The organism is Parasediminibacterium sp. HNIBRBA5674 (genome assembly GCF_056745525.1).
This window is the reverse complement of record NZ_JBQWIE010000007.1, coordinates 37,414-59,445: the sequence shown is the minus strand read 5'-3', so window position 1 is coordinate 59,445 and position 22,032 is coordinate 37,414. Positions and strand designations below refer to the sequence as shown.

Annotated in this window: 20 protein-coding genes; 16 read left to right on the top strand and 4 right to left on the bottom strand. The window is 37.4% G+C overall.

Features of this window, described 5'->3' with window-relative positions; genetic code table 11:
- Window positions 1–34: 34 nt before the first annotated feature.
- Window positions 35–937 (top strand): OmpA family protein, encoded by a 903-nt coding sequence (locus ACT9TX_RS05215; RefSeq protein ID WP_481337170.1) that lies wholly within the window; start codon window positions 35–37, stop codon window positions 935–937.
- A gap of 72 nt (window positions 938–1,009) precedes the next feature.
- Here ACT9TX_RS05215 and ACT9TX_RS05210 read toward each other — a convergent pair whose 3' ends face one another.
- Window positions 1,010–1,882 carry a biotin--[acetyl-CoA-carboxylase] ligase gene (locus tag ACT9TX_RS05210; protein WP_481337169.1) on the bottom strand — a complete coding sequence of 291 codons (873 nt, stop codon included), beginning with the start codon at window positions 1,880–1,882 and terminating at the stop codon, window positions 1,010–1,012.
- Window positions 1,883–1,898: 16 nt separating this feature from the next.
- Between ACT9TX_RS05210 and rsfS the strand changes: the two genes are divergently transcribed.
- The 8 genes from rsfS to ACT9TX_RS05170 all read left to right on the top strand — a co-directional run bounded on the left by rsfS (window position 1,899) and on the right by ACT9TX_RS05170 (window position 9,438).
- Complete coding sequence (gene rsfS, locus ACT9TX_RS05205; RefSeq protein ID WP_481337168.1) at window positions 1,899–2,300, top strand: ribosome silencing factor; 402 nt, start codon at window positions 1,899–1,901, stop codon at window positions 2,298–2,300.
- 67 nt (window positions 2,301–2,367) lie between these two features.
- Window positions 2,368–4,425, top strand: coding sequence for an ATP-dependent zinc metalloprotease FtsH (gene ftsH, locus ACT9TX_RS05200; RefSeq protein WP_481337167.1), 2,058 nt, complete (start codon window positions 2,368–2,370; stop codon window positions 4,423–4,425).
- A 6-nt stretch (window positions 4,426–4,431) separates the two neighbouring features.
- Entirely contained in the window at window positions 4,432–5,061 is a 630-nt protein-coding gene (locus tag ACT9TX_RS05195) for a LutC/YkgG family protein (protein ID WP_481337166.1), read from the top strand.
- 28 nt (window positions 5,062–5,089) lie between these two features.
- On the top strand, window positions 5,090–5,848 hold the full coding sequence (locus ACT9TX_RS05190; RefSeq protein ID WP_481337165.1) for a UDP-2,3-diacylglucosamine diphosphatase: 759 nt from the start codon (window positions 5,090–5,092) through the stop codon (window positions 5,846–5,848).
- A complete protein-coding gene (locus ACT9TX_RS05185) occupies window positions 5,836–6,657 on the top strand; it encodes a hypothetical protein (protein WP_481337164.1) in 822 nt (273 codons plus the stop codon). Before ACT9TX_RS05190 ends, ACT9TX_RS05185 begins: the two co-directional genes overlap by 13 nt.
- Before the next feature lie 9 nt (window positions 6,658–6,666).
- Entirely contained in the window at window positions 6,667–7,761 is a 1,095-nt protein-coding gene (locus tag ACT9TX_RS05180; protein WP_481337163.1) for a mechanosensitive ion channel family protein, read from the top strand.
- 67 nt (window positions 7,762–7,828) lie between these two features.
- The gene (locus ACT9TX_RS05175) at window positions 7,829–9,016 is read left to right on the top strand and encodes an amidohydrolase family protein (protein ID WP_481337162.1); all 1,188 of its coding nucleotides are present in this window, start codon (window positions 7,829–7,831) and stop codon (window positions 9,014–9,016) included.
- Between the two features lie 113 nt (window positions 9,017–9,129).
- Window positions 9,130–9,438 carry a hypothetical protein gene (locus ACT9TX_RS05170; protein WP_481337161.1) on the top strand — a complete coding sequence of 103 codons (309 nt, stop codon included), beginning with the start codon at window positions 9,130–9,132 and terminating at the stop codon, window positions 9,436–9,438.
- Here ACT9TX_RS05170 and recO read toward each other — a convergent pair.
- A complete protein-coding gene (gene recO, locus ACT9TX_RS05165) occupies window positions 9,413–10,153 on the bottom strand; it encodes a DNA repair protein RecO (protein WP_481337160.1) in 741 nt (246 codons plus the stop codon). The genes ACT9TX_RS05170 and recO overlap by 26 nt on opposite strands.
- A gap of 117 nt (window positions 10,154–10,270) precedes the next feature.
- Between recO and fabD the strand changes: the two genes are divergently transcribed.
- Window positions 10,271–11,164, top strand: a complete 894-nt coding sequence (gene fabD / locus ACT9TX_RS05160) for an ACP S-malonyltransferase (protein WP_481337159.1) — start codon at window positions 10,271–10,273, stop codon at window positions 11,162–11,164.
- Window positions 11,165–11,572: 408 nt separating this feature from the next.
- Here fabD and ACT9TX_RS05155 read toward each other — a convergent pair whose 3' ends face one another.
- The gene (locus ACT9TX_RS05155) at window positions 11,573–12,652 is read right to left on the bottom strand and encodes an ABC transporter permease (RefSeq protein ID WP_481337158.1); all 1,080 of its coding nucleotides are present in this window, start codon (window positions 12,650–12,652) and stop codon (window positions 11,573–11,575) included.
- 203 nt (window positions 12,653–12,855) lie between these two features.
- Window positions 12,856–13,995, bottom strand: a complete 1,140-nt coding sequence (locus tag ACT9TX_RS05150; RefSeq protein WP_481337156.1) for a glycosyltransferase — start codon at window positions 13,993–13,995, stop codon at window positions 12,856–12,858.
- Between the two features lie 108 nt (window positions 13,996–14,103).
- Here ACT9TX_RS05150 and ACT9TX_RS05145 point away from each other — a divergent pair, with 108 nt between their 5' ends.
- The 6 genes from ACT9TX_RS05145 to ACT9TX_RS05120 all read left to right on the top strand — a co-directional run bounded on the left by ACT9TX_RS05145 (window position 14,104) and on the right by ACT9TX_RS05120 (window position 21,940).
- Window positions 14,104–14,544 carry a MarR family winged helix-turn-helix transcriptional regulator gene (locus tag ACT9TX_RS05145; protein WP_481337155.1) on the top strand — a complete coding sequence of 147 codons (441 nt, stop codon included), beginning with the start codon at window positions 14,104–14,106 and terminating at the stop codon, window positions 14,542–14,544.
- Between the two features lie 165 nt (window positions 14,545–14,709).
- Complete coding sequence (locus tag ACT9TX_RS05140; protein WP_481337154.1) at window positions 14,710–16,503, top strand: acyl-CoA dehydrogenase family protein; 1,794 nt, start codon at window positions 14,710–14,712, stop codon at window positions 16,501–16,503.
- Window positions 16,504–17,050: 547 nt separating this feature from the next.
- Window positions 17,051–17,818 carry a GNAT family N-acetyltransferase gene (locus ACT9TX_RS05135; protein WP_481337153.1) on the top strand — a complete coding sequence of 256 codons (768 nt, stop codon included), beginning with the start codon at window positions 17,051–17,053 and terminating at the stop codon, window positions 17,816–17,818.
- A gap of 236 nt (window positions 17,819–18,054) precedes the next feature.
- Window positions 18,055–19,356: an SWIM zinc finger family protein gene (locus ACT9TX_RS05130; RefSeq protein WP_481337152.1), complete on the top strand. Its 1,302-nt coding sequence runs from the start codon at window positions 18,055–18,057 to the stop codon at window positions 19,354–19,356.
- A 10-nt stretch (window positions 19,357–19,366) separates the two neighbouring features.
- A complete protein-coding gene (locus ACT9TX_RS05125; protein WP_481337151.1) occupies window positions 19,367–20,848 on the top strand; it encodes a DUF5691 domain-containing protein in 1,482 nt (493 codons plus the stop codon).
- Window positions 20,849–20,863: 15 nt separating this feature from the next.
- Complete coding sequence (locus tag ACT9TX_RS05120) at window positions 20,864–21,940, top strand: ATP-binding protein (protein WP_481337150.1); 1,077 nt, start codon at window positions 20,864–20,866, stop codon at window positions 21,938–21,940.
- Window positions 21,941–22,032: the final 92 nt, after the last annotated feature.

Here is a 22,032-nt window from a genome sequence, read left to right as displayed (position 1 = left end):
CATTATTTTTACAGGCTTAAACAAAACTTTAAAGATGAATTATAGACTAGCCATTACAGTAGTAGCCATTAGCTCAGCTACATTATTTTCTTGCGTAGGAAAGAAAAAAGTACAAGAAATTCAAGCACAAGCTGCTGCTAAATACGACGACTTAAACAAAGCTTACCTTAAAAAAGAAACTGACCTAACCGCTTGCCTAGAAGCTAGCAAGCAAAAAGGCCAAATGGCTGATGATTTAACCGCAAAAAACAAACTATTACAAACCGAAATAGACGGATTAAACAAGCAAGTAGATTATTTAAAACAAAATAATAATCAGGTACTTGGTCAGTTAAAAGACCTTTCTGTAATTACTGGTGCACAAGCAGAAAGCATTAAAAAATCAATGGAAAACATTGGTATGAAAGACATGTACATTCAAGATCTTCAAAGTAGCATTGCTAAAAAAGATTCTTTAAACATGGCTTTAGTAATGAATTTAAAAGGTGCTATTGGCAATTTAGATGATGGCGACATCAACATTAAAGTAGATAAAAGTGCCGTATTTATTGATATTTCAGACAAACTATTATTTAAAAGCGGTAGCTACGATGTGACTGATAAAGCAAAAGTGGTACTTGGTAAAGTAGCCAAAGTATTAAACGCACAGCCAAATATTGAGTTTATGGTAGAAGGCCATACAGATAATGTGGCTTACAAAGGCAGTGGCGATTTAAAAGACAATTGGGATTTAAGTGTAAAACGTGCTACTACAATTGTGCGTTTATTACAAACTAGCTATGGTTTAGATCCTAAACGTATGACAGCAGCAGGTAGAAGCGAATACTTACCTGTAACTGATAATACCTCAACAGAAGGTAAAGCAGCTAATAGAAGAACAAGAATTGTGATTTTACCACAACTTGATCAGTTCTTTAAATTGTTAGAGAAAAAATAAGCATGTAAACAAAGTATTAATAAAAATGCCTCGCAAATTGCGAGGCGTTTTTATTTTCAAAACAGTTCATTATTAAATCACCCATTCTACTTCACCAAATTCAAAATAGTCTTTTGCTGCACCAGCTACTTCAAGTTGACCATTAGCGTTTACTTGTTCAATGGTACAATTAAATGCAGCCGAATCTTTTTTCAGTTTTACAACTTGGCCTACTTTGTATAAATGTTGGTTGTATTCAGCTAGTAAACTAGCAAAATCTGTAACTAACAACTGTTGATAGCGTTTTTCTAAACAATCACATAGTGCCTTTGCTTGCTCAACAGTATCAAATTGTTTACCAGTTATTTGCTTTAGCGATACCGGGTTTTTAGCCATTTCGCCAAAAGCAGTTTGGTTAATATTCATACCGATGCCTACCACGGCCCATTGCCACACATTGCCTTTTACAATATTTTCTATTAAAATGCCTGCTGCCTTTCTGTCACGCCAATAAATATCATTCGGCCATTTTATAGAAGTTTCATCACCTGCATACTGGCTAAAAAAATCGTAGCAAGCAAGCGCTACCGCCACATTTAGCTGAAATTGCTGGTGCATAGCAAGTGCTGTACTATCTACAATTACAGATAAAATGATGTTACTACCAGCTTGCGTATGCCATTCTTTGCCACGCTGCCCCTTGCCTGCTGTTTGATGATGGGCAAAGTAAGCCGTACCATGTGCAGCCAAATTAGCTTGTAAACTGTCAATGGCATAACTATTGGTACTATCTATTGCCTCAAATTGTATAAAGGGTTGCCCTATTTTGTTTTTAGCGATGATGGGTGACAAAGAAGTATTATTTTTGATGCAAAGATAGAAGTGAGAAGTTGAGAAGTTGATGCTTAGTTTTACAGCAGTTTTAAAATAAAACAACCGCTCAATCGTCATCCAAATTACATTCATTTAAATTCATTTATTGTTGTCACAGTTGTCAGTTTTAGAAACCCGTCCAAAAAGTGTAACACGCATTACACGTAACTCAAAATTTTTCAAAGCAATTATTGCGTCTATTAAAGATAAAAAAGGCGAAAACATTGTTAGTCTCGACTTACGTAAAATACCAGAAGCCGTAGCAGATTTTTTCATCATTTGCCAAGCTTCATCTACCACACAGGTAAAAGCCATTGCAGATTTTGTTGAACATAGCGTAAGAGAAGTATGCGGGGAAATACCTTATAAAAATGAAGGTAAGGCTTCTTCTCAATGGATTTTGGTAGATTATATCAGCATTGTAGTGCACGTTATGCATCCAGAACAGCGTAAGTTTTACAACTTAGAAGATATGTGGAGCGATGCAGTATCACAAGGCCACGATGACTAAACTTTCACATGGTCTTTTAAACATTTTTAACAGTAAAAGCATTATTTATTTCTTATAGCAAGTATTTATGGCAAAAGAAGATAAACAACCACCAAAATTCCCTTTTCAACCAGTAAATGGTAGTGATGAAAAGCCACAACGCAAAACCCCAAAGTTTAGTTTATATTGGATTTACGCAATTGTTTTTGCAATATTGATTGGCTTTCAGTTTATAGGCATGAAGCCCGAAGCAATAGCTACAACACCAGAAGAGTTTTTTAGTAAAATGCTTAAAAACGGGGATGTTGCTAAATTGGATAAAGTAACCAACACTAACACGGTTAAAATTTATATTAAAGCCGATAGCTTAAGAAAAAGCTTTTACGCAGAAAAACTTAACAAACGTTTTGATGCTGAAAAAGCAAAAACTGCTCCTGCTTTCTTTTTTAAAGTAACAGATTGGACGTCTTTCGAACAAAGACTTGCTAAATTTTACGATGACTATAAAATTGAACCAGTACCAGCTAATGCTATTCCCGATCCAGATTGGTTCAACAGTGGCATTGTAAATATTTTGATTAGCGTTTTAATGTTTGTAGGCCTTTGGGTGTTACTTATGCGCAAAATGGGTGGTGGCCCAGGCGGTGGTGGCGGCCCAGGCGGTATTTTTAATATTGGCAAATCGAAAGCTACTTTATTTGAAAAAGGTGGCACCAAAGTAAACATAACATTTACCGACGTAGCTGGCCTTGACGAAGCGAAAGTAGAAGTGATGGAAATTGTGGATTTCCTTAAAAATCCTAAAAAATACACGGCTCTTGGTGGTAAAATACCAAAAGGTGCTTTACTAATTGGCCCTCCAGGTACAGGTAAAACCTTATTGGCAAAAGCAATGGCGGGTGAAGCACAAGTGCCTTTCTTTAGCCTTAGCGGTAGCGACTTTGTCGAGATGTTTGTAGGTGTAGGTGCTAGTCGTGTACGTGATTTGTTTAAGCAAGCTCGTGAAAAAGCGCCTTGTATCATTTTTATAGATGAGATTGATGCTATTGGTAGAGCTCGTGGTAAAAATATGATGATGAGTAACGATGAGCGTGAAAACACGTTGAACCAGTTACTTGTTGAAATGGATGGTTTTGGTGGCGATACTGGTATTATTATTCTAGCTGCTACTAACAGACCAGATGTTTTAGACTCAGCGCTTTTACGTCCAGGTCGTTTTGATAGACAAATTACTATAGACAAACCAGATGTAAAAGGCCGTGAAGCAATATTTAAAGTACACTTATTACCTATTAAGGTTTCTGAAACTTTAGATGTATTAAAGCTAGCCGAGCAAACACCAGGTTTTGCAGGTGCAGATATTGCCAACGTATGTAACGAAGCAGCGTTAATTGCGGCTCGTAAAGACAAGCAATCTGTAGAAATGATTGACTTTCAAGATGCAATTGATAGAGTAATTGGTGGTCTTGAAAAGAAAAATAAAATCATAGCGCCACACGAAAAAGAAATCATTGCTTATCACGAGGCTGGCCATGCTGTATGTGGTTGGTTCTTAGAACATGCTTATCCATTATTAAAAGTAACCATTGTACCAAGAGGTACTGCTGCATTAGGCTATGCGCAATACACACCTACTGAGCAATATTTGTACAATGTAGACCAGTTAATGGATCAAATTTGTATGACACTAGGTGGTAGAGCAAGTGAGCAAATTTTCTTTGGAAAAATATCTACAGGCGCATCTAACGACTTACAGCAAATTACTCGTATGGCTTACGGTATGGTTACAGCCTACGGTATGAGCGATAAAATTGGTAATGTAAGTTTCTACGATCCAACAACAGAAAATTCATTTACCAAACCATTTAGCGAAGGCACTGGTAAAATAATAGATGAAGAGGTTAAAAACATAATTGATAAGGCTTACACACAAACCTTACAACTATTAACCGATAAAAAAGAACAAGTAGAAATACTAGCAAAAGCGCTACTTTCAAAAGAGGTATTGCACAAAAGCGATGTAGAAGAATTAATTGGTAAAAGACCTTTTGAATCTAAAAAAATTCTGGAAGCAGAACCTGAAATTGTAATTGCGCCACCAGAATCTACCATTATTCCTATTGAAGGTGATAATACAATTGCATAATTTGAGATGACAAATTCGAGAGAAAACATTTTAAGTAAAATAAGGCAGGCATTGGTAAATCCAGTGCCTGTTCCTTTTGCTGGTGGCAACACAAGTGATAATGTGTTTTTACCATCAGTACAAGAATTAGAGATAGAGTTTGCCGAAAACTTTACCAAACTACTAGGCAAGTTTTCTTTTTGTGCCAATATAGATGAAGTGGCTAATAACCTACAAGCATTGGCTACTGCAAGAAATTGGAGTAATATTTTGTGCAAAGAAGATAGCTTAAAGCAACAATTATCTGCAAGTGGCTTTACCAACTTTACAGCTACCGATTTAGCAAGTTGCGATGCCTCTATTACCACTTGTGAAAGTCTTGTTGCCAGAACAGGCAGTATGATTTTAAGTGCTGCGCAGCAAAGTGGCAGAAGTGTGAGTGTATATGCACCTGTTCATATTTGTATTGCCTACACAAGCCAATTGGTGTACGATATAAAAGATGGTTTACAACTCATTAAAACCAAATACGGCGCAAATTTGCCATCGCTAATTACTTTGGCTACAGGCCCAAGTCGCACTGCTGATATTGAAAAAACCTTGGTAGTAGGTGTACATGGCCCAAAAGAAGTATTTTGCTTTTTAATTGATGGATAAAACCTACTGAACTGCCTATATTTATTACATGGATTTACTACCTGCCAAGAAAATATACTTTTTGTCTGACTTTCATTTAGGCGCACCCAACGTGGCTGCAAGCCTTGTACGAGAGAAAAAAGTAGTTGCCTTTTTAGATGCGATTAAACACGATGCGCAAATTATTTTCATCGTGGGCGATATGTTCGACTTTTGGTACGAGTACAAAACTGTTATTCCAAAAGGTTACTCTCGTATTTTTGGTAAGCTGGCAGAGTTAACAGATAGCGGTATTCAAATAGAGTTTTTTGTAGGTAATCACGATATGTGGATGAATGGCTATTTTGAACAAGAGTTTAATATTCCTGTGCATCATCATCCTAAAACCTATAATTTCAATGGTCAGTCATTTTACATTGGTCATGGTGATGGCTTAGGCCCTGCTGACCACGGTTATAAATTTTTAAAGAAAGTGTTTCGCAATCCTATTTGTAATTGGTTATTTGGTCAGTTGCACCCTACATGGGGCATTGGTTTGGCCAATTATTTCAGCTTAAAAAGCAAAGAACGCACAGGTACAAGCGAAGCTTTTTTTATGGGTGAAGACAAAGAGTGGCTACTCATTTACTGTAAAGAAATGATGGCTAAGCAGCACTTTAATTTCTTTGTATTTGGTCACAGACATTTACCCATCGATTATAAGTTATCAGAAACAAGCCGTTACATAAATATTGGTGATTGGATTACTAACTTTACCTACGCATCGTTTAATGGTATCGATGTACAACTTCACAAATGGTTAGACTAAACATACTTTTAGCAATTGTTTTTTGCGGTTATAGCTTTCAAGTAAAAGCCTTAACTGACACAACTTTGCGAGTACAATCTGTAAAAACCATTAACGGTAGTTTTACCAATTTTTCAGTAGATAATTTGGGCAATATTTTCTTAATTACAGCCACCAATCAAATAAAAAAACTCAACAACAATCTTGATAGCGTTGCTATTTTTAACGATGTAAAACGCTACGGTAGTATTTACTCAATAGATGTAAGCAATCCATTAAAAGTATTGGTGTACTACAAAGATTTTGCAACCATTGTAATGCTTGATAAGCAGTTAAACAATAGAAACAGTATTCAACTAAGAGCGCAAAATATTTTACAAGTAAAAGCCATTGCACAAAGCTACGACAACAATATTTGGCTGTTTGACGAGGTAGATAATAAACTTAAAAAGATAGATGAAAGTGGTAATCTTCTTTTAGAAACGAGTGACTTTAGGTTACTGTTTGAAGACAACGCTACACCACAATCTATCATAGACATGAATGGCTTGTTGTACTTGTATAATAGTAAAAAAGGGTGGACCGTTTTCGATTACTATGGTGGGCTTAAAAATCAATACCCAATTACCAACTGGCAAGATGTACAAGTAACCGACAATTACCTTCGTGGCCACGATAGCTGCTTTTACTATACAGCTAACCCCAAACAATTACAATACACCAATATCAAGCTGCCAGCGAGCTTTGCAAATGCTATAAAACTGTTATTACTACAAAACAAAGCCTACGTTTTAACCAAACAAGGCCTAGAAATTTACACCATTCTGTAAATTGCACCCATGCCAAATTTTTTAAACCATACCTTTTTAGGCAATACCATTTTATTGTATTCTGAAGTACTGTTTAGCATTGTAGCAGCACTTGTTTTTAAGCGTTTTATTTCTAAGCGTTGTGCTAGTTTATTGTACAACAAATTGGTATCTCGTAGTAATAAAAATCTACGTAAAGCAGCTTTTGTCAATCTTATTATACCGCCGCTAGATCTGTTTTTGCTATTGCTAATTTCCTTTATAGCGCTAGATAAATTACAATACCCTGCAGAGCTAAATGTAAAGGTGTACAAAATATCACTGTTTCAAATTGTAGATGCTTTGTGCAATATGGCTTTAATTCTATCATTCATTTGGCTATGCCTACGTGTAATAGATTTTATGGCAATGGTACTACACGAAAAAGCGCTACAAACCGCTGACCAAACAGATAACCAATTGGTCATTTTCTTTAAAGATTTTTTCAAAGCCATTCTCATCATTATTGGCTTATTATTAATACTTCGCTTCTCATTTAACAAAGATATTGGTAACCTTATTACAGGCCTAAGCATAGCAGGCGCTGCCATTGCTTTGGCTACAAAAGAAAGCCTAGAAAATTTAATCGCATCGTTCATTATTTTCTTCGATAAACCATTTACTGTAGGCGATAGTGTTAAGGTAAATGCCTTTAGCGGCACTATTGAAAAAATAGGCTTACGTAGCACAAGAATTAGAACCGATGAGAAGACTTATATTTCTGTACCTAACAAGCAAATGGTTGATAGTATTGTAGATAATATCAGTCTACGTACACAACGTAAAGGTTTTTTACAACTAGAAATTAGCCTTAACACTACAGCTAAACAATTACAATTAATTACTCCAAGAATTAAGCAAATACTTCAAAAGCCTGAGGTTGAAAATGTATCTGTATTCTTTAAAGAAACTGGTAAAAATGCACACATTTACGAGGTAAATTATTTCACCACCATCGATCAAACAGCGGCAGATTTTAATGCTTTAAGAGAACAAATAAACCTAGAAATTATCAGCTTTTTAAGTGCTAATAATATTGCTCTAGCTGGCGAAAATGCTGGTGTTACCGTTATTAAACAAGCCTAATGCTTTTACCAAAATAGTAGTTAGCATAAAGTAATTACAGCGCAACTTTACAGCCTAAAACTTTCCTGTGGCATATTTAAAATACCAAGCAGATTACCTTTTTACTGGCACTGAAATATTAGACAGTAACGCTGTATTAATTACCAATGAAAAGGGCATTGTAGAAACCATTACCACTACATCAGAAGCAGGTGATGACATTCAACAATTGCAGGGTTTATTAACGCCAGGTTTCATTAATTGCCATTGCCATTTAGAACTCAGCCACATGAAAGGCATGATACCTGAACATACAGGTTTGGTAGATTTTATTCTGCATATTTTACAGCTTAGGCACAGCAGCGAGGCCGATATTTTAGAAGCAATAGCCAATGCTGAAGCAGCAATGAAAGCCAATGGCATTGTGGCTGTGGGCGATATTAGCAACAATGCGTTAACGCTACAGCAAAAGTTGAAAGGCAGCTTACAATACCATAATTTTATTGAAGTCAGCGGCTTTTCACCAGCTATTGCACAAGTACGTTTTGATACGGCTTTAGCAGTGTACCAAGCTTTTAAAACACATTTTCCTGATAGCACAGTTATGGTGCCACATGCGCCTTATTCTGTATCGCCACAATTGTTTCAACTAATAGATAGCATTACAGCACAGCATATTTCATCTATTCACAACCAAGAAACCAAAGATGAAAATGCATTCTTTTTAACAGGCGAAGGTTTGTTTAATAAACTATACCAAGCCATCGGTTCAGATATTGCAGCCTTTTTTAAGCCATCCAAGCAAACTAGTTTACAAACAGTTATACCTCAAATTCAATCGCCAAAAAAGCTGTTACTAGTTCACGATACATTTACTAGCCAAGCCGACATTGATTTTTTACAACAACAACAAGTGCAAGACTATGTTTTTTGCCTTTGTGCCAATGCTAATCAATATATTGAAAATCTGCTACCGCCAATCAATTTATTTAGGCAAAACAATTGCAATATTGTACTAGGTACAGATAGTTTAGCCAGCAATCACCAGCTATCTATTCTTAGCGAAATACAAACCATCACACAACATTTTCCTGAAATACCAATGGTAGAATTATTAAGTTGGGCTACTATTAATGGCGCCAAAGCTTTGGATATGGATAATAAATTGGGTAGCTTTAGTAAGGGTAAACAACCAGGCATTGTGCTGATAGATAGCATTGACAATAACGGATTGATCTCTTCAACTAGCCAAGCGAAAGTTATTTTACCTGCGTAAAATTAAATCCACAAAAAACCGTTAATATGCTAAACTGTTATCTGAAGCAAGCATATGTGTAATTTATTTTACTATTTTTGTGTTCAATATCCAATACACGAAAAATCATTTGTATGAAGAAAGTATCAATAGTTGTGCTATTAGCCACTATCGCCTTCTTTGTTGTCACCGCTTTGTCTGCTGAAATTGGCAGCGATTTTCTGTTTAGACAAGACACATACGGTTACCCCAATAAGTTTCTTACCATCACTTACGAAAAAGCAGAAATTACCAATCTTGATATCAACACAGAAAATATGGTATTCAACTACCTCGCTTGCTTGGCCATTGTGGGCTGTGTTAGACTGTTATTCTTTTTCATGAAAGTAAAACGCAGACCCTTAGAAGCCTTAAATGCTAGCGCAATATCTCCTGCAAAATAGCCAGACTTCTTAGCTCACCAAAGTCGCTAATATGTAACGACAAAAACTGTAAATACGCATCAGACAGTTGCCTACGCACTAGCTTATTCAGCTTTATATTTTCAAGGTCGTTGTAAAAATTAATATTCGCTAGCTCGCTAGTTATAGCTGCCAATTCACCAGAAATATAGTATTGATGTTCAGGTATATGACTAGTAAATCTGCCTTCTGCAAGGTCTAGCACAGGCGTTTGAATGCTGTATGCACCATGCAATTCAAAGCCTAATTCGCCAGCCAAATGCAGTGTAAAATACAACAGCATATTGGCCGTTAATGTAGCGTTTCCCTTATCCAATTGCTTCAGTGTATCTTCTATCAAGTAGAATAATTCTGGGTTTGCCTCAGGCTCTTTTAAACTATGTTGCAATAGTTCTACTACGTATAAGGCTACAGTATTTTTTACCACGTCAAACAATACCGTTTCGTACAAATAAGCCCAAGAATAATCTTTTACAAACTGCAATTGCTTTTGCTCGTTGTGGTACACCGTCATGTCTAGTATAGACGCAGGCTGAAAATAACTCGCCTTACCTTGCGACTTTTTAGACGATTGGCGCACACCTTTTACCAAATAACTCTGCACACCAAAAAGCTCTGTGTACACAGTAGTAATCACACTAGTGTCACCATATTTTACGGTGCGCAGTACAATGCCTTTGGTGTTGTGTAATTGCATAATCTAATTATTATATCGCCCTTTTCTAAGCAAATATGGGCAATCATCCCAATCATTTTCATCATTCCTATCAGTCATTGCAAGCTACATCCTTACTTTTGTTCCTCAATTTTTTTTATGAGTAAACAAGCTTTCATTTTCCCTGGTCAAGGTTCTCAGTTCAGTGGCATGGGCAAAAATCTTTTCGACACCAACCCTTTGGCCAAACAGTTATTTGAACAGGCAAACGATATTTTAGGCTTTTCTATCAGCGACATTATGTTTACTGGTACCGATGAAGCCCTTAAGCAAACCAATGTTACACAGCCTGCTGTGTTTTTACATTCAGTTATCGCCTACAAAACTATTGAAGGTGCTACACCCGATATGGTAGCGGGCCACTCTTTAGGCGAGTTTTCTGCTTTAGTGGCAAATGGTACGCTAGCATTTGAAGACGCTTTAAAGCTGGTAAGTATTCGTGCCAATGCCATGCAAAAAGCTTGCGAAATAAACCCTTCTACCATGGCGGCAGTTTTAGCTTTAGCCGATGATAAAGTAGAGGAAATTTGCGCAGCCATACAAACAGAAACTGGTGAAATAGTAGTGGCTGCCAACTTTAATTGCCCTGGTCAATTGGTAATTAGTGGTTCTGTAAAAGGTATTGAAATTGCTTGCGAACGCATGAAAGCATCTGGCGCTAAACGTGCATTGGTACTGCCTGTTGGCGGTGCTTTTCACAGCCCATTAATGGCACCTGCAAAAACAGAATTAGCCGCAGCTATTGAAGCTACAACTTTCAGCACGCCTACTTGCCCTGTGTACCAAAACGTAGTGGCAAAAGCCGTTACCAATCCTTTAGAAATTAAGCAAAACCTGATCGATCAATTAACTGGCGCTGTGCGTTGGACACAAAGTGTACAAGCTATGGTTGCTGATGGTGCTACCAACTTTACAGAAGTAGGCCCAGGTAAAGTATTACAAGGCTTGGTACAAAAAATACATAAAGAAGCAGTAGTGGCTGGTGTAAACTAGTAGATGAGGTATATGTTACCAACTGCATTGCTACTATTTAGCACCGGTTGTGTCACTCACTTGTACATTCTTAACGCTATTCAGCTATTTACAATACTCTTAAAAATGGTTACTTGTTCAGTCAGGTAGCCATTTTTATTTCCAAAACAAGCAAGGTGTTATAACATGTAAGCTATTTTAAGCTTAAAACCTGCAAAGTGTTACAACATGTTGCTTCTAATAAATCTAAATCCTGTAATGCGTTAGAACATGTAGGTTGTTTTTAACTTAAAACCATCAAGGTGTTGCAACATGTAGGCTATTTTAAGTTTGAAACAAGCAAGGTGTTAGAACACGTTGCAATTATTAAAAATGAATAAACAGGGTTTTAAACCTATGTACCTATTGTGTCTATGTGGTAAAACACCTCTATAACTTAGCCTTTACATTCAACGCATCTCTTAGGCCATTGCCTAGTAAGTTAAACGCTAATACTAGTTGCATTATGGCTATACCAGGCGCTAAAGCCAGCATAGGATTGTGTGTGATAATGAAGTTGTAATTCTCTTTTATCATTAAGCCCCAGCTAGGCTGTGGTGGCTGCACACCTACACCTAAAAAACTTAAGCCTGCTTCTATTACTATGGCCGAGGCAAAATTACTAGCCGCAATTACCATTACAGGACCCAATATATTGGGCAAAATATGTTTTACAATGGTTCTTGTATGGCTATAACCTAGCGCCCTAGTGGCTTCTATATATTCTAGTTCTCTTACTGCTAATACTTGCCCACGTACAAGGCGAGCCACATTTACCCACATCGTTAAGCCTACGGCAATAAATACCTGCCAGAAACCTTTGCCCAAAACCAATGTAATAGCAAATACTAATAAGAGTGTAGGAATGCTCCAAATAACATTGGTAAACCACATTACCACATCATCTACCCAGCCTTTAAAATAGCCAGCTATTGCGCCTAGTAATATGCCAATTGAAAGCGAAATAATAACAGCTATTAAACCCACACCAAGGCTTACCCTTGTGCCTACTATTAGTCGGCTTAAAATATCTCTACCAAATTTATCAGTACCTAAATAAAAGGTTTGTTTAGTAACGCTTTGACTAATGGCTGCGGTACTTTTTATGGCTTTTTGCTCAGTAATACCATCATCTACAAATTGCTCATACATTAAACTATCGCCTTTTATGGCATAGCTAGTTATTGGTACAAACTGTGCATTATCGGTAGTACCATTAAGCAATTGCGAAAAAAAAGAGGTATGAACTTGCTGTTCTTTAGGTAGCTGTAAAAACTGTATGCTAAAGCCGGGTTGCTTGCTGCCTATTTGGGCAATAATGCGGTTAGCATTACTTGTATTATCTGGGGCAAAAAAATAAGCAAACACTGCAGGCAGCAAATTAATTGCTATCAGTATCAAACCAATAGTAGCGCCTTTGTTTTTAAAAAGGCGTTTACCGAACGTAGCATTGTTTTTACCTATTTGCACAAATTGGAAATAATTATTTAGTGAAATTTATAGTAGTAAATTTTTTGAATGGTTTAAACGATAATTAACCAAGCTAGTCGAAAATAAAAATTCATAACATGAAAAACATTTTATTACTACCAGTTTTGTTAATTGTAATGGTTGCCATGATTATTTATGCTTGGATGCCCGAGAATGACAAAAAATGGTTCAGCCGTTCTTAGTTATTTCACAGTTCTCCCTTTCCATTGGTAGTTGCCAAATAACCCAAATGTACCAGCCATTGCGGTGTACACAATATGAGGAAATTGCAACAATAAATGCCAAGCTCGCAACTCTATCTTAAAAAACGCAGCAATATCTACTGCAAACAAAGCCTCTACAAAGGTTTTAGCCGCTAGCAACCCTAGCCAATATAATAACACCATTGGTTGCCACACAGCCAATAAAGGCATTAATACCAACCCTATATTCAACAATAAAATAGCCCAAAGTATCACTACTACGCGTACATCTTGGTAGCTATTGGTTTTACTAGCCCATCTTATGCGCTGGTTTAAAAAAGTGTGCACTGTAGGCATAGGCAAAGTAGCTATTACCGCTTGTGGGTGGTAAAGAAAACCTATTTGCTTAGGGTACTTGTTTTGTATCTTATTCATTAAAAACATGTCGTCACCACTCGCTATTTTGTCTACATGTTTATACCCTTCTACCTCGTAAAAGACGGTTTTCTTAAACGCTAAGTTGGCGCCATTGCACATAGCATGAAACCCTGCCGATACAGAAGCAGCCGTAATGCCTTGCAAGGCCATAAAGTCTATACACTGAAAAGCTGCTAATACCGAGCCATCATTGGTAAAAGCAACAGGTGCGCCTACAAATACCACTTCATTACTTACTATATAGTCGTTGTACAAGGCTAGCCAGTTTGGTTGCGCTGCACAATCCGCATCGGTGGTTACAATCCAATCTTTAGTGGCCCTACCAATGGCGGTTTCTATGGCTTTCTTTTTGTAAGAATTCAGTTGTTGGTCAAATACAATATCGGCTAGTTGTATCAGTTGTATATTGTTATTGGTAGCTTGTAATGCTTTTACTATGGCTGCGGTTTCGTCGGTTGAGTGGTCGTCTATCACTATTATTTCGTACAAGTGGCTTGGGTAGCTTTGCTGTAAAATTGAGGATACACAGTTGCCTATATTGGCCGCTTCGTTGCGTGCAGGGATGATAATGGTAAAATTGGTGCTTGGCTGTGGCAGCTGTGGCTGGTACACTTTTAATTGTAAAAACCAATGACGATAGGTAAGCATTATAAATAAATACATTGCCATAAACACTATCATGATAACGAGAAATACTACCATACTAACAAAGAAACAATTTAGCCCCAATAAACCTTATAAAATTTAACAACAAAATTCTTGGGCATTTAAAAAAGGTTTCTATCTTTGATTAGTTGCATAAACAACTATATGCCAAACAACCAATTTAAAAGAGGAGAATTATACAGCGTCATAAACGGTATGGCTAGTACAGCTGTTGCCCGACGCTTACAAAAAAACTTTAGATCTGCCGGGCTTGAAATTACAATAGAGCAATGGAGCATTTTGTATCACTTGTGGAAAGAAGATTGCTTGAGCCAACAAGAACTATGCAATCGCACATTTAGAGACAAGCCAAGCATTACAAGACTGATAGACAATTTAGAAAAGCAACAATTGGTAAAGCGTACCGCATCGGCTACCGATAGGCGCATAAACTTAGTATGTCTTACAGACAATGCTAAGAGCTTGCAGCAACAAACCATAGACCTAGCCAACCAAACGATGAACGAAGCGTTGATAGGTGTAAGCAAAGACGAGATTGAAGTGGTAAAGAAAGTATTTCAGCAAGTGTATGATAATCTTGTCTGAAAAGTGACTTAGCAGAATGGTTTAGTTGTATTGGATGTAACTGTGACTAGAACCTCAAGACCAATAGACAATCTAACCGATGCAGTGTGCGACGCAACGAAGCTAAATAGAGAACAAAAAGTTGGTAACATAAATAATTTACAATAACACTTAAATATTCTTGCCATGAGTATTACTACAGAAACTGCAACAGCCCTAAAAGGTGGTGAATGGATTATTAAAGAAAGTAATCCACACGATACATTTATTCCTGAAGATTTTGATGAGGAACAAACCATGGTTATGGATATGTGTCACCAATTTTTACATACAGAAATTGACCCAATACTAGACCGTATAGATAAAATGGAGCTAGGTTTAATGCCATCGCTGATGGAAAAAGCAGGCGAGCAAGGTTTGCTATCTACCTCTTTTCCTGAAAGCTTGGGTGGTTTGGGTAAAGATTTTATAACCTCTACTATTGTAAACGAAGGCCTTGGTGGTGGCTACTCATTTAGCGTAGCTATTGCTGCCCATACAGGTATTGGTAGCTTACCTATTTTGTACTTTGGTACCGAGGAGCAGAAACAGAAATACATACCTAAGCTTGCTAGTGGTGAGTGGAAAGGGGCTTATGGCCTTACTGAACCAAACAGTGGTAGCGATGCATTGAGCGCAAAAACAACAGCCGTGCTAAGTGAGGATGGTAAACGCTATATCTTGAATGGTCAAAAATGCTGGATTACCAACGGTGGCTTCGCCGATGTGTACACCGTTTTTGCCAAAATAGATGGCGATAAATTCACTGGTTTTATAGTAGAGCGTGGTTTTGAAGGCTTTACAAAAGGACCAGAAGAGCACAAAATGGGTATTAAAGGCTCTTCTACGGTGCAGTTGTATTTTCAAGATTGTAAAGTACCTGTAGAGAACTTACTAGGTGAAATAGGTAAAGGCCATGTGATTGCCTTTAACATCTTAAATATTGGTCGTTTAAAACTAGATGCTGCTACCCTTGGTGGTGCTAAACGAGCTGCTGATACGAGTGTGCAATATGCCAATACGAGGGAACAGTTTAAATTACCTATCTCTAAGTTTGGCGCTATTAAGCACAAACTAGCCGATATGTGCATTAAGCTTTGGGTGTGCGAAAGTGCGTTGTACCGTACCGCTAAATGGATAGATGATACTGAAAAAGCCCTTGAAGCAAATGGTACACCATTTAACAAAGCCCTACTAGGCGCAGCCGAAGAATTTGCCATTGAGTGTGCCATGCTTAAAGTGTATGGTAGCGAAATGCTAGACTTTGTAGTAGATGAAGGCGTACAAATACATGGTGGTAATGGTTTTAGCGATGAATATTTAATAAGCAAAGCCTACAGAGATAGCCGCATTAACCGCATATATGAAGGTACTAATGAGATTAACCGCCTGCTAACAGTAGATATGGTGCTTAAACGTGCCATGAAAGGCAAGCTAGACCTAATGGGCCCGGCTATGAATGTGCAGAAAGAACTGATGAGTATTCCTGATTTTGGTAGTGAGGACGAAGGTGCTTTTGCTAAAGAACTAAAATACATTGCTAACTTTAAGAAGGCCATTTTAATGGTAGCAGGTGCTGCGGTACAAAAGTTAATGATGAGCCTAGATAAAGAACAGGAAGTATTGATGAACATAGCAGATATGGCGATAGAAACGTTTCATGCAGAAAGTGCTTTGCTACGCTTAATGAAACTAGCTGACAGAAACGGCGAAGCCGCTACTGCCCTACAAGCAGATATTGTAAAGACTTACATTTACGATGCTGCTGATAAGATAAACAAAGCTGGTAAAGATGCCCTTAACAGCTTTGCAGAAGGCGATGAATTACGCATGATGCACATTGGCCTTAAACGCTTTACCAAGGTAGAACCATTTAACAGTAAAGATGCTAGAAGACGTATTGCTGCTAAAATGATTGCAGATAATAGATACAGTTTCTAAAACATTGGGTACTAATATTTAAAGAAGCGGCTAGTGTAATGACTAGTCGCTTTTTTATGGCCTAGCCTAGGGATAGGAACACGGATGACGCCGATTGTCTTGTCCTAAAAAAGTTTTCAGGTTGTTTATTAATCCTGTTCTTAATTTACAATAGCAGATTATTTTCATTAATAATTCTTCCATATTTTTTTGATTTTATCTACCATGGTAGAAAAGGCAATGGCTGTAAGTTCTGCTTCTTTCAATAGCTTCTTTAAATCAAGAATTCTTCTCTCTAACTGATGGGTGGCAAAATCTTATTTCATGCTTGCTTTTTTGCCATAATGATGCGCTTAGTTGCAATATTACCATTTTGGCTTTAATACTTGCTTTGGCATAACCTAATTGGCGCATCCATTTAACTAACGTGCCATTCTCTTTTAATTCACGAGTGTACTTCTGCCAGATAAATTATTTGCTTAATTTACTCTCCAAGTAATCTTGGACAGCTGAATTCTTCTCTGATTCACTAAAATACTGTTGCGACTTCTAAATAATGACTCTTGAAATGATTTACACTTTAATAATTTTGTGTAAACATATTTCAGGACAAGACATTATGGAAATAGACGCACATTGTGTACGGGCAGATGAGGAAGGCTTCAAAGGGCATATACTGGATGTAATGTTGAGGATGGGCTACTACCGAACCCAGCACTTGATGTTTACCTGTGTACAGGCACAGGCAGATGAGAATAGCTATGCCATACCAGTATTTTGGTTGCGTACCAATGTAGCGGCTATTAAAGAAAACAAACAAGCACGTAGCATACGTAACAAATGTGCTAGGTTTACCGTAAATATAGTACCAGCAGTAGTTACCGATGAAGTGGAAGCTTTGTACAACTTATACAGCAATCATGTACCATTTTCTACCAGTGATACTTGTACTTCGTACTTACACCAGCCTTATTTAGACAATCCTTTTGACTCGTATATGGTGCATGTGCGTAATGGTGATATGCTTGTAGCGGTAGGTATTTTTGACAAGGGCACTACGACTATAGCTGGTATTATGAACATGTATCACCCTGCCTACCACAGTTTTAGTTTGGGTAAATGCATTATGCTACACAAAATAGACTTTGCTAGAGCCAATGGTATTGCGTGGTATTATACTGGTTATATAAGCACTGCAAGCACTCGCTTTGACTATAAAACTTTCCCAGATATGGCATCGGTAGAGGTGTACCTGCCAGTAGAGAAGAAGTGGGTGCCTTACCGCTTTATGGATAAGGAACATTTGCATGATTACTACTTAAATAATTTGGTGTAGGGAGAGCTGTTTGCCACAAAGGCTCTAAGACAGAAAGAAGCAGGAAGATTTCTAAAGGCGAAGAACACAAGGATTTTTGTAAAGGACATAAAGAAAGACAAAAGCCCATAGACAATCGGCTATACATTAAAGATTAAGAATTGATTGACCCATTAGAAGATTCTTTTAGAAAGATTCTATGATAGATTTTTGTTGATGTGTTCTTTGCCTTTTATCTTCATCGCAAACATTTTGTATTGCAATTTACTGAAGATCAAATACTAGCACTTGCACCCGATGAAGCCTCAAAAAAGGCTGGCAAAGACTTATCTACACCTAGTAAATGGGTGAGTAAAGGCATGAATAAACAAGCCATTTGGGGCGAATGTCAAGGTAGTGGCAGTAAGCCTTATCAAACACAGATAGATATTGTATCGCTTGCGTTTAAATGTTCGTGCCCAAGTAGAAAATTTCCTTGTAAGCATGGCTTGGGATTACTATTGTTTAACGCTAGACAAAGTACCGCCTTTACTGATATTACAGCACCAGCTTGGGTAGCTGACTGGCTTGCAAAAAGAACTGAAAAAGTAGAAAAAAAAGCTGAGCAAGTTAACAAACCTGTAGATGAAGAAGCGCAAGCAAAGTGCCTGCAAGCAAGAGAACAACTGGTAGAAGAAGGCATTGGTGAACTATTACTTTGGTTGAAAGATATTGTACGCAAAGGCATTATTCATTTACCACAAGATGGTAGTGCTGCCTTTGATAATATGGCTAAACGCATGATAGATGCAAAAGCGCCTGGCATAGCGAATATGGTAAAATCGCTGGGTAGCATTAACTTTTATAAAGATGGCTGGGAAGGTCAATTCTTACAACAACTTACACATATTTATTTAGCTATTGCAGCTTTTAAAAATAGAGATGAACCTAAGCGATTGTACGATGCTGATATCAAAACGCAAATAGGATTTACCCAAAACCAAGAAGCCTTAAAAGAGCAATCAGGTATTGAGGATCATTGGTTAGTATTAGGTAAGCAAATAACCGAAGAAGATAACGTAACTACTGAGCGCAGTTGGCTGTATGGCACTACCAGCAAGCAATACGCATTGGTATTACAGTTTAGCGTTCGTGGCCAAGGCATCACATTTACGTTAACACCAGGTGTGTGTGTACAAGCTGAATTGGTATTCTTTCCATCCATAGTACCACTTAGAGCTATTATAAAAAAACAAATAGTCAGTACCCATATAGCGTTCCCAATTGGCTTAGCCAACTGGCAAGAAGTAACAGCGTTTTTGGCTTCGCAAAAAGCACAATTACCTTTTACTACTACTAGCCCTTTAATAGTGCAAGAACTAACACCTGTATTCATCAATAATCAATGGTTTTTACAAGATGCATCACAGGCTATTATGCCTATTCACCAAGCAGAGAATGTGATTTGGAAATTGCTTGCAATAAGCGGTGGGCAAGGCTTACAAATGGCTGTATTAGCCCAACAACATAGTTTTTTACCAATTGGTGTATGGGCAAATGACACGTACATTAGTTTATAAAATATAGCACATGAACGAGTGGCAGCAGGTAATACAAAACGCCTTAATAGGCACAGATAAACAAACCATTTCTACCAATGAGATGGATGAAAATTTATTGCCTGCTATTACTACCATCACTAGTAACACAGGTATTGATAAAGAAGAACAATTTTTACAAATAGCTACGCTTGTTCATCAATATACATTTTGTGGTACAGAGCCTATTGTTAAAGCAGACAGTAGCATTCCTATTTGCGAAGCAGAAATACAAGCCTATTGCAATAGTAATGCTACCAATATTTTGAAAGAGATATTGTATGAAGATAGTAGCAGCCTACTCGCTATGTGGCTACAATTGTGCGCTAGTAAACAACAAGTTGTAGCACCTGTATTGCTACCTGATATATTTGAAAAAGCTGTACAACAAAAGTCTCTAAGACAATATATTGCTTGTTTTGGTAATCGAGGCGAATGGTTGAGTCAATTTAATACTGCTTGGCAATTTGCAACACCTACTAGTGATGAAGAGCTATGGCAAAGAGGCACTGCTAATGAACGTAAAACAGTATTACAACAATTACGTACAACCAGCGCAACGCAAGCTAGAGAATGGTTACAAGAAACATGGTCACAAGAAAATGCAGCTTCTAAACAAAGTTTGCTAGAAGCCTTTGCAACCAACCTTTCAGATGCAGATGTACCATGGCTCGAAAGCCTTACTAATGAAAAAAGCAGCAAGGTAAAAGAGGATGTATTGAAACTATTACAGCAAATACCGAACTCGACTATCGTACATCAATACACATATTTTTTACAGCAATCGCTATTACTCAAAAAAGAGAAAACCATGTTTGGCTTATCATCTAAGCAAGTGTTAGAAATTGCAGTACCTAATGATATACCTTCACAATTGAAACAACATGGGCTAGAATCTTTAAGTAATAAAAAAGAGTTCACCGATGATGAATGGATGGTGTTTCAATTGATAAAACATGTACCACCAAAAGCGCTAGAACAACACTTGCAATTACAGCCGCAAAACATTATTGAACTGTTTCAAAAAGAAGATACTACCAAGAAGTTTATATCGGCCATTGTTACAGCAACCATAAGGTTTTCAAGTAAGCAATGGGCTATTGCATTGATGCAATTTAGCAATGTTTTTTATCTAGATATCTTGCCATTGATACCTATACAACAACAGGAATTTTACAGCAAGCAATTCTTTAAAGGTAATGAGCAAAGCATTATACACCACGCTACCAATAGAGATGTAGAATGGTCACCTGAATTAACGCAGCTGATATTAAATTATGCAGCAGCTAACCCTTACAATTACAACAAAAACTTTTACAACCAGCATATTCATTTAATACCAATACAGGCACTTAATATGCTAGACAAATGCACACCTACTGAAGGCTACGCTAGTAACTACTGGAACAATATTATAGTACACCTTGAAAAGCTACTAATCCTAAAACAACAAACCATTCAATCATTTCAATAAAATCATAGTAATTATATGTCTACCATCTTACGTCAACATGCCGAAGAATTATTTGCACAAGAACTAGAAGAATTGCAAAAATCAGAATCAGGTAAGCGACCTGCTAGTTGGAAACTAACACCTCAATCGGTAGTTACTTATTTAATAGGCGGCAAGCTTAAAAATGGTTTTGAAATTACACCTAAATACATTGGTAATAGGCGTTTGATGGAAATAGCAGTAGCTACTTTAACTACCGACAGAGCCTTACTGCTATATGGATTACCTGGTACTGCTAAAAGCTGGGTAAGTGAGCATTTGGCAGCCGCTATTAGTGGTGATAGTACTTTAATTATTCAAGGTACAGCAGGTACAAGTGAAGAATCTATTCGCTATGGTTGGAACTATGCGAGACTTTTATCAGAAGGACCAAGTGAAAAGGCTTTGGTAGAAACCCCCGTAATACGTGGCATGAAAAATGGCAAGATTGTACGCATAGAAGAACTCACTCGTATAGGTGCAGATGTACAAGATACTTTGATAACAATTCTATCAGAAAAAACGCTACCAGTACCAGAACTAAATACAGAAGTACAAGCTGTTCGTGGCTTTAATATTATCGCTACGGCAAACAATAGAGACAAGGGTGTAAACGAGTTATCCAGCGCCTTAAAGCGTCGTTTTAATACTGTGATATTACCTGTACCAGATAGCATAGAAGAAGAGATAGACATTGTGCAACGTCGTGTAGCAAGCTACGAGAAAACTATGGAACTACCTGTTGAAAAGCCCGCCCTGCAAGAGATACGTAGAATTGTAACCATGTTTAGAGAATTGCGCAATGGTGTAACACTAGATGGTAAAACAAAAATCAAATCACCCACAGGTACATTAAGTACAGCTGAAGCTATTTCTGTTGTAAACAATGGCTTGGCAATGGCTGGCTATTTTGGTGATGGGCAACTAAAAGCCGCAGACCTCGCTGCTGGTATTATTGGCGCTGTTATTAAAGATCCTGTACAAGATAAAATAGTATGGCAGGAATATTTAGAAACCGTTATTAAACCAAGAGATGAATGGAAAGATGTATATAGAGCTTGCAGGGATTTGTAGGCCCCTTGCCCCTAAAGGGGTAGTGAGTACACAATATTTTCAAACTATTGTTTTACTATTTTACAAGAGCAAAACATATAAAATTCCCCTTT

Excerpts from the sequence above, each read along its gene's own strand:
- ACT9TX_RS05215 (WP_481337170.1), top strand. The coding sequence starts at position 35 with ATGAATTATAGACTAGCCATTACAGTAGTAGCCATTAGCTCAGCTACA.
- ACT9TX_RS05210 (WP_481337169.1), bottom strand. The coding sequence starts at position 1,882 with ATGAATGTAATTTGGATGACGATTGAGCGGTTGTTTTATTTTAAAACT.
- ftsH (WP_481337167.1), top strand. The coding sequence starts at position 2,368 with ATGGCAAAAGAAGATAAACAACCACCAAAATTCCCTTTTCAACCAGTA.
- ACT9TX_RS05195 (WP_481337166.1), top strand. The coding sequence starts at position 4,432 with ATGACAAATTCGAGAGAAAACATTTTAAGTAAAATAAGGCAGGCATTG.
- ACT9TX_RS05190 (WP_481337165.1), top strand. The coding sequence starts at position 5,090 with ATGGATTTACTACCTGCCAAGAAAATATACTTTTTGTCTGACTTTCAT.
- ACT9TX_RS05185 (WP_481337164.1), top strand. The coding sequence starts at position 5,836 with ATGGTTAGACTAAACATACTTTTAGCAATTGTTTTTTGCGGTTATAGC.
- ACT9TX_RS05180 (WP_481337163.1), top strand. The coding sequence starts at position 6,667 with ATGCCAAATTTTTTAAACCATACCTTTTTAGGCAATACCATTTTATTG.
- ACT9TX_RS05170 (WP_481337161.1), top strand. The coding sequence starts at position 9,130 with ATGAAGAAAGTATCAATAGTTGTGCTATTAGCCACTATCGCCTTCTTT.
- recO (WP_481337160.1), bottom strand. The coding sequence starts at position 10,153 with ATGCAATTACACAACACCAAAGGCATTGTACTGCGCACCGTAAAATAT.
- fabD (WP_481337159.1), top strand. The coding sequence starts at position 10,271 with ATGAGTAAACAAGCTTTCATTTTCCCTGGTCAAGGTTCTCAGTTCAGT.
- ACT9TX_RS05150 (WP_481337156.1), bottom strand. The coding sequence starts at position 13,995 with ATGGTAGTATTTCTCGTTATCATGATAGTGTTTATGGCAATGTATTTA.
- ACT9TX_RS05145 (WP_481337155.1), top strand. The coding sequence starts at position 14,104 with ATGCCAAACAACCAATTTAAAAGAGGAGAATTATACAGCGTCATAAAC.
- ACT9TX_RS05140 (WP_481337154.1), top strand. The coding sequence starts at position 14,710 with ATGAGTATTACTACAGAAACTGCAACAGCCCTAAAAGGTGGTGAATGG.
- ACT9TX_RS05135 (WP_481337153.1), top strand. The coding sequence starts at position 17,051 with ATGATTTACACTTTAATAATTTTGTGTAAACATATTTCAGGACAAGAC.
- ACT9TX_RS05125 (WP_481337151.1), top strand. The coding sequence starts at position 19,367 with ATGAACGAGTGGCAGCAGGTAATACAAAACGCCTTAATAGGCACAGAT.
- ACT9TX_RS05120 (WP_481337150.1), top strand. The coding sequence starts at position 20,864 with ATGTCTACCATCTTACGTCAACATGCCGAAGAATTATTTGCACAAGAA.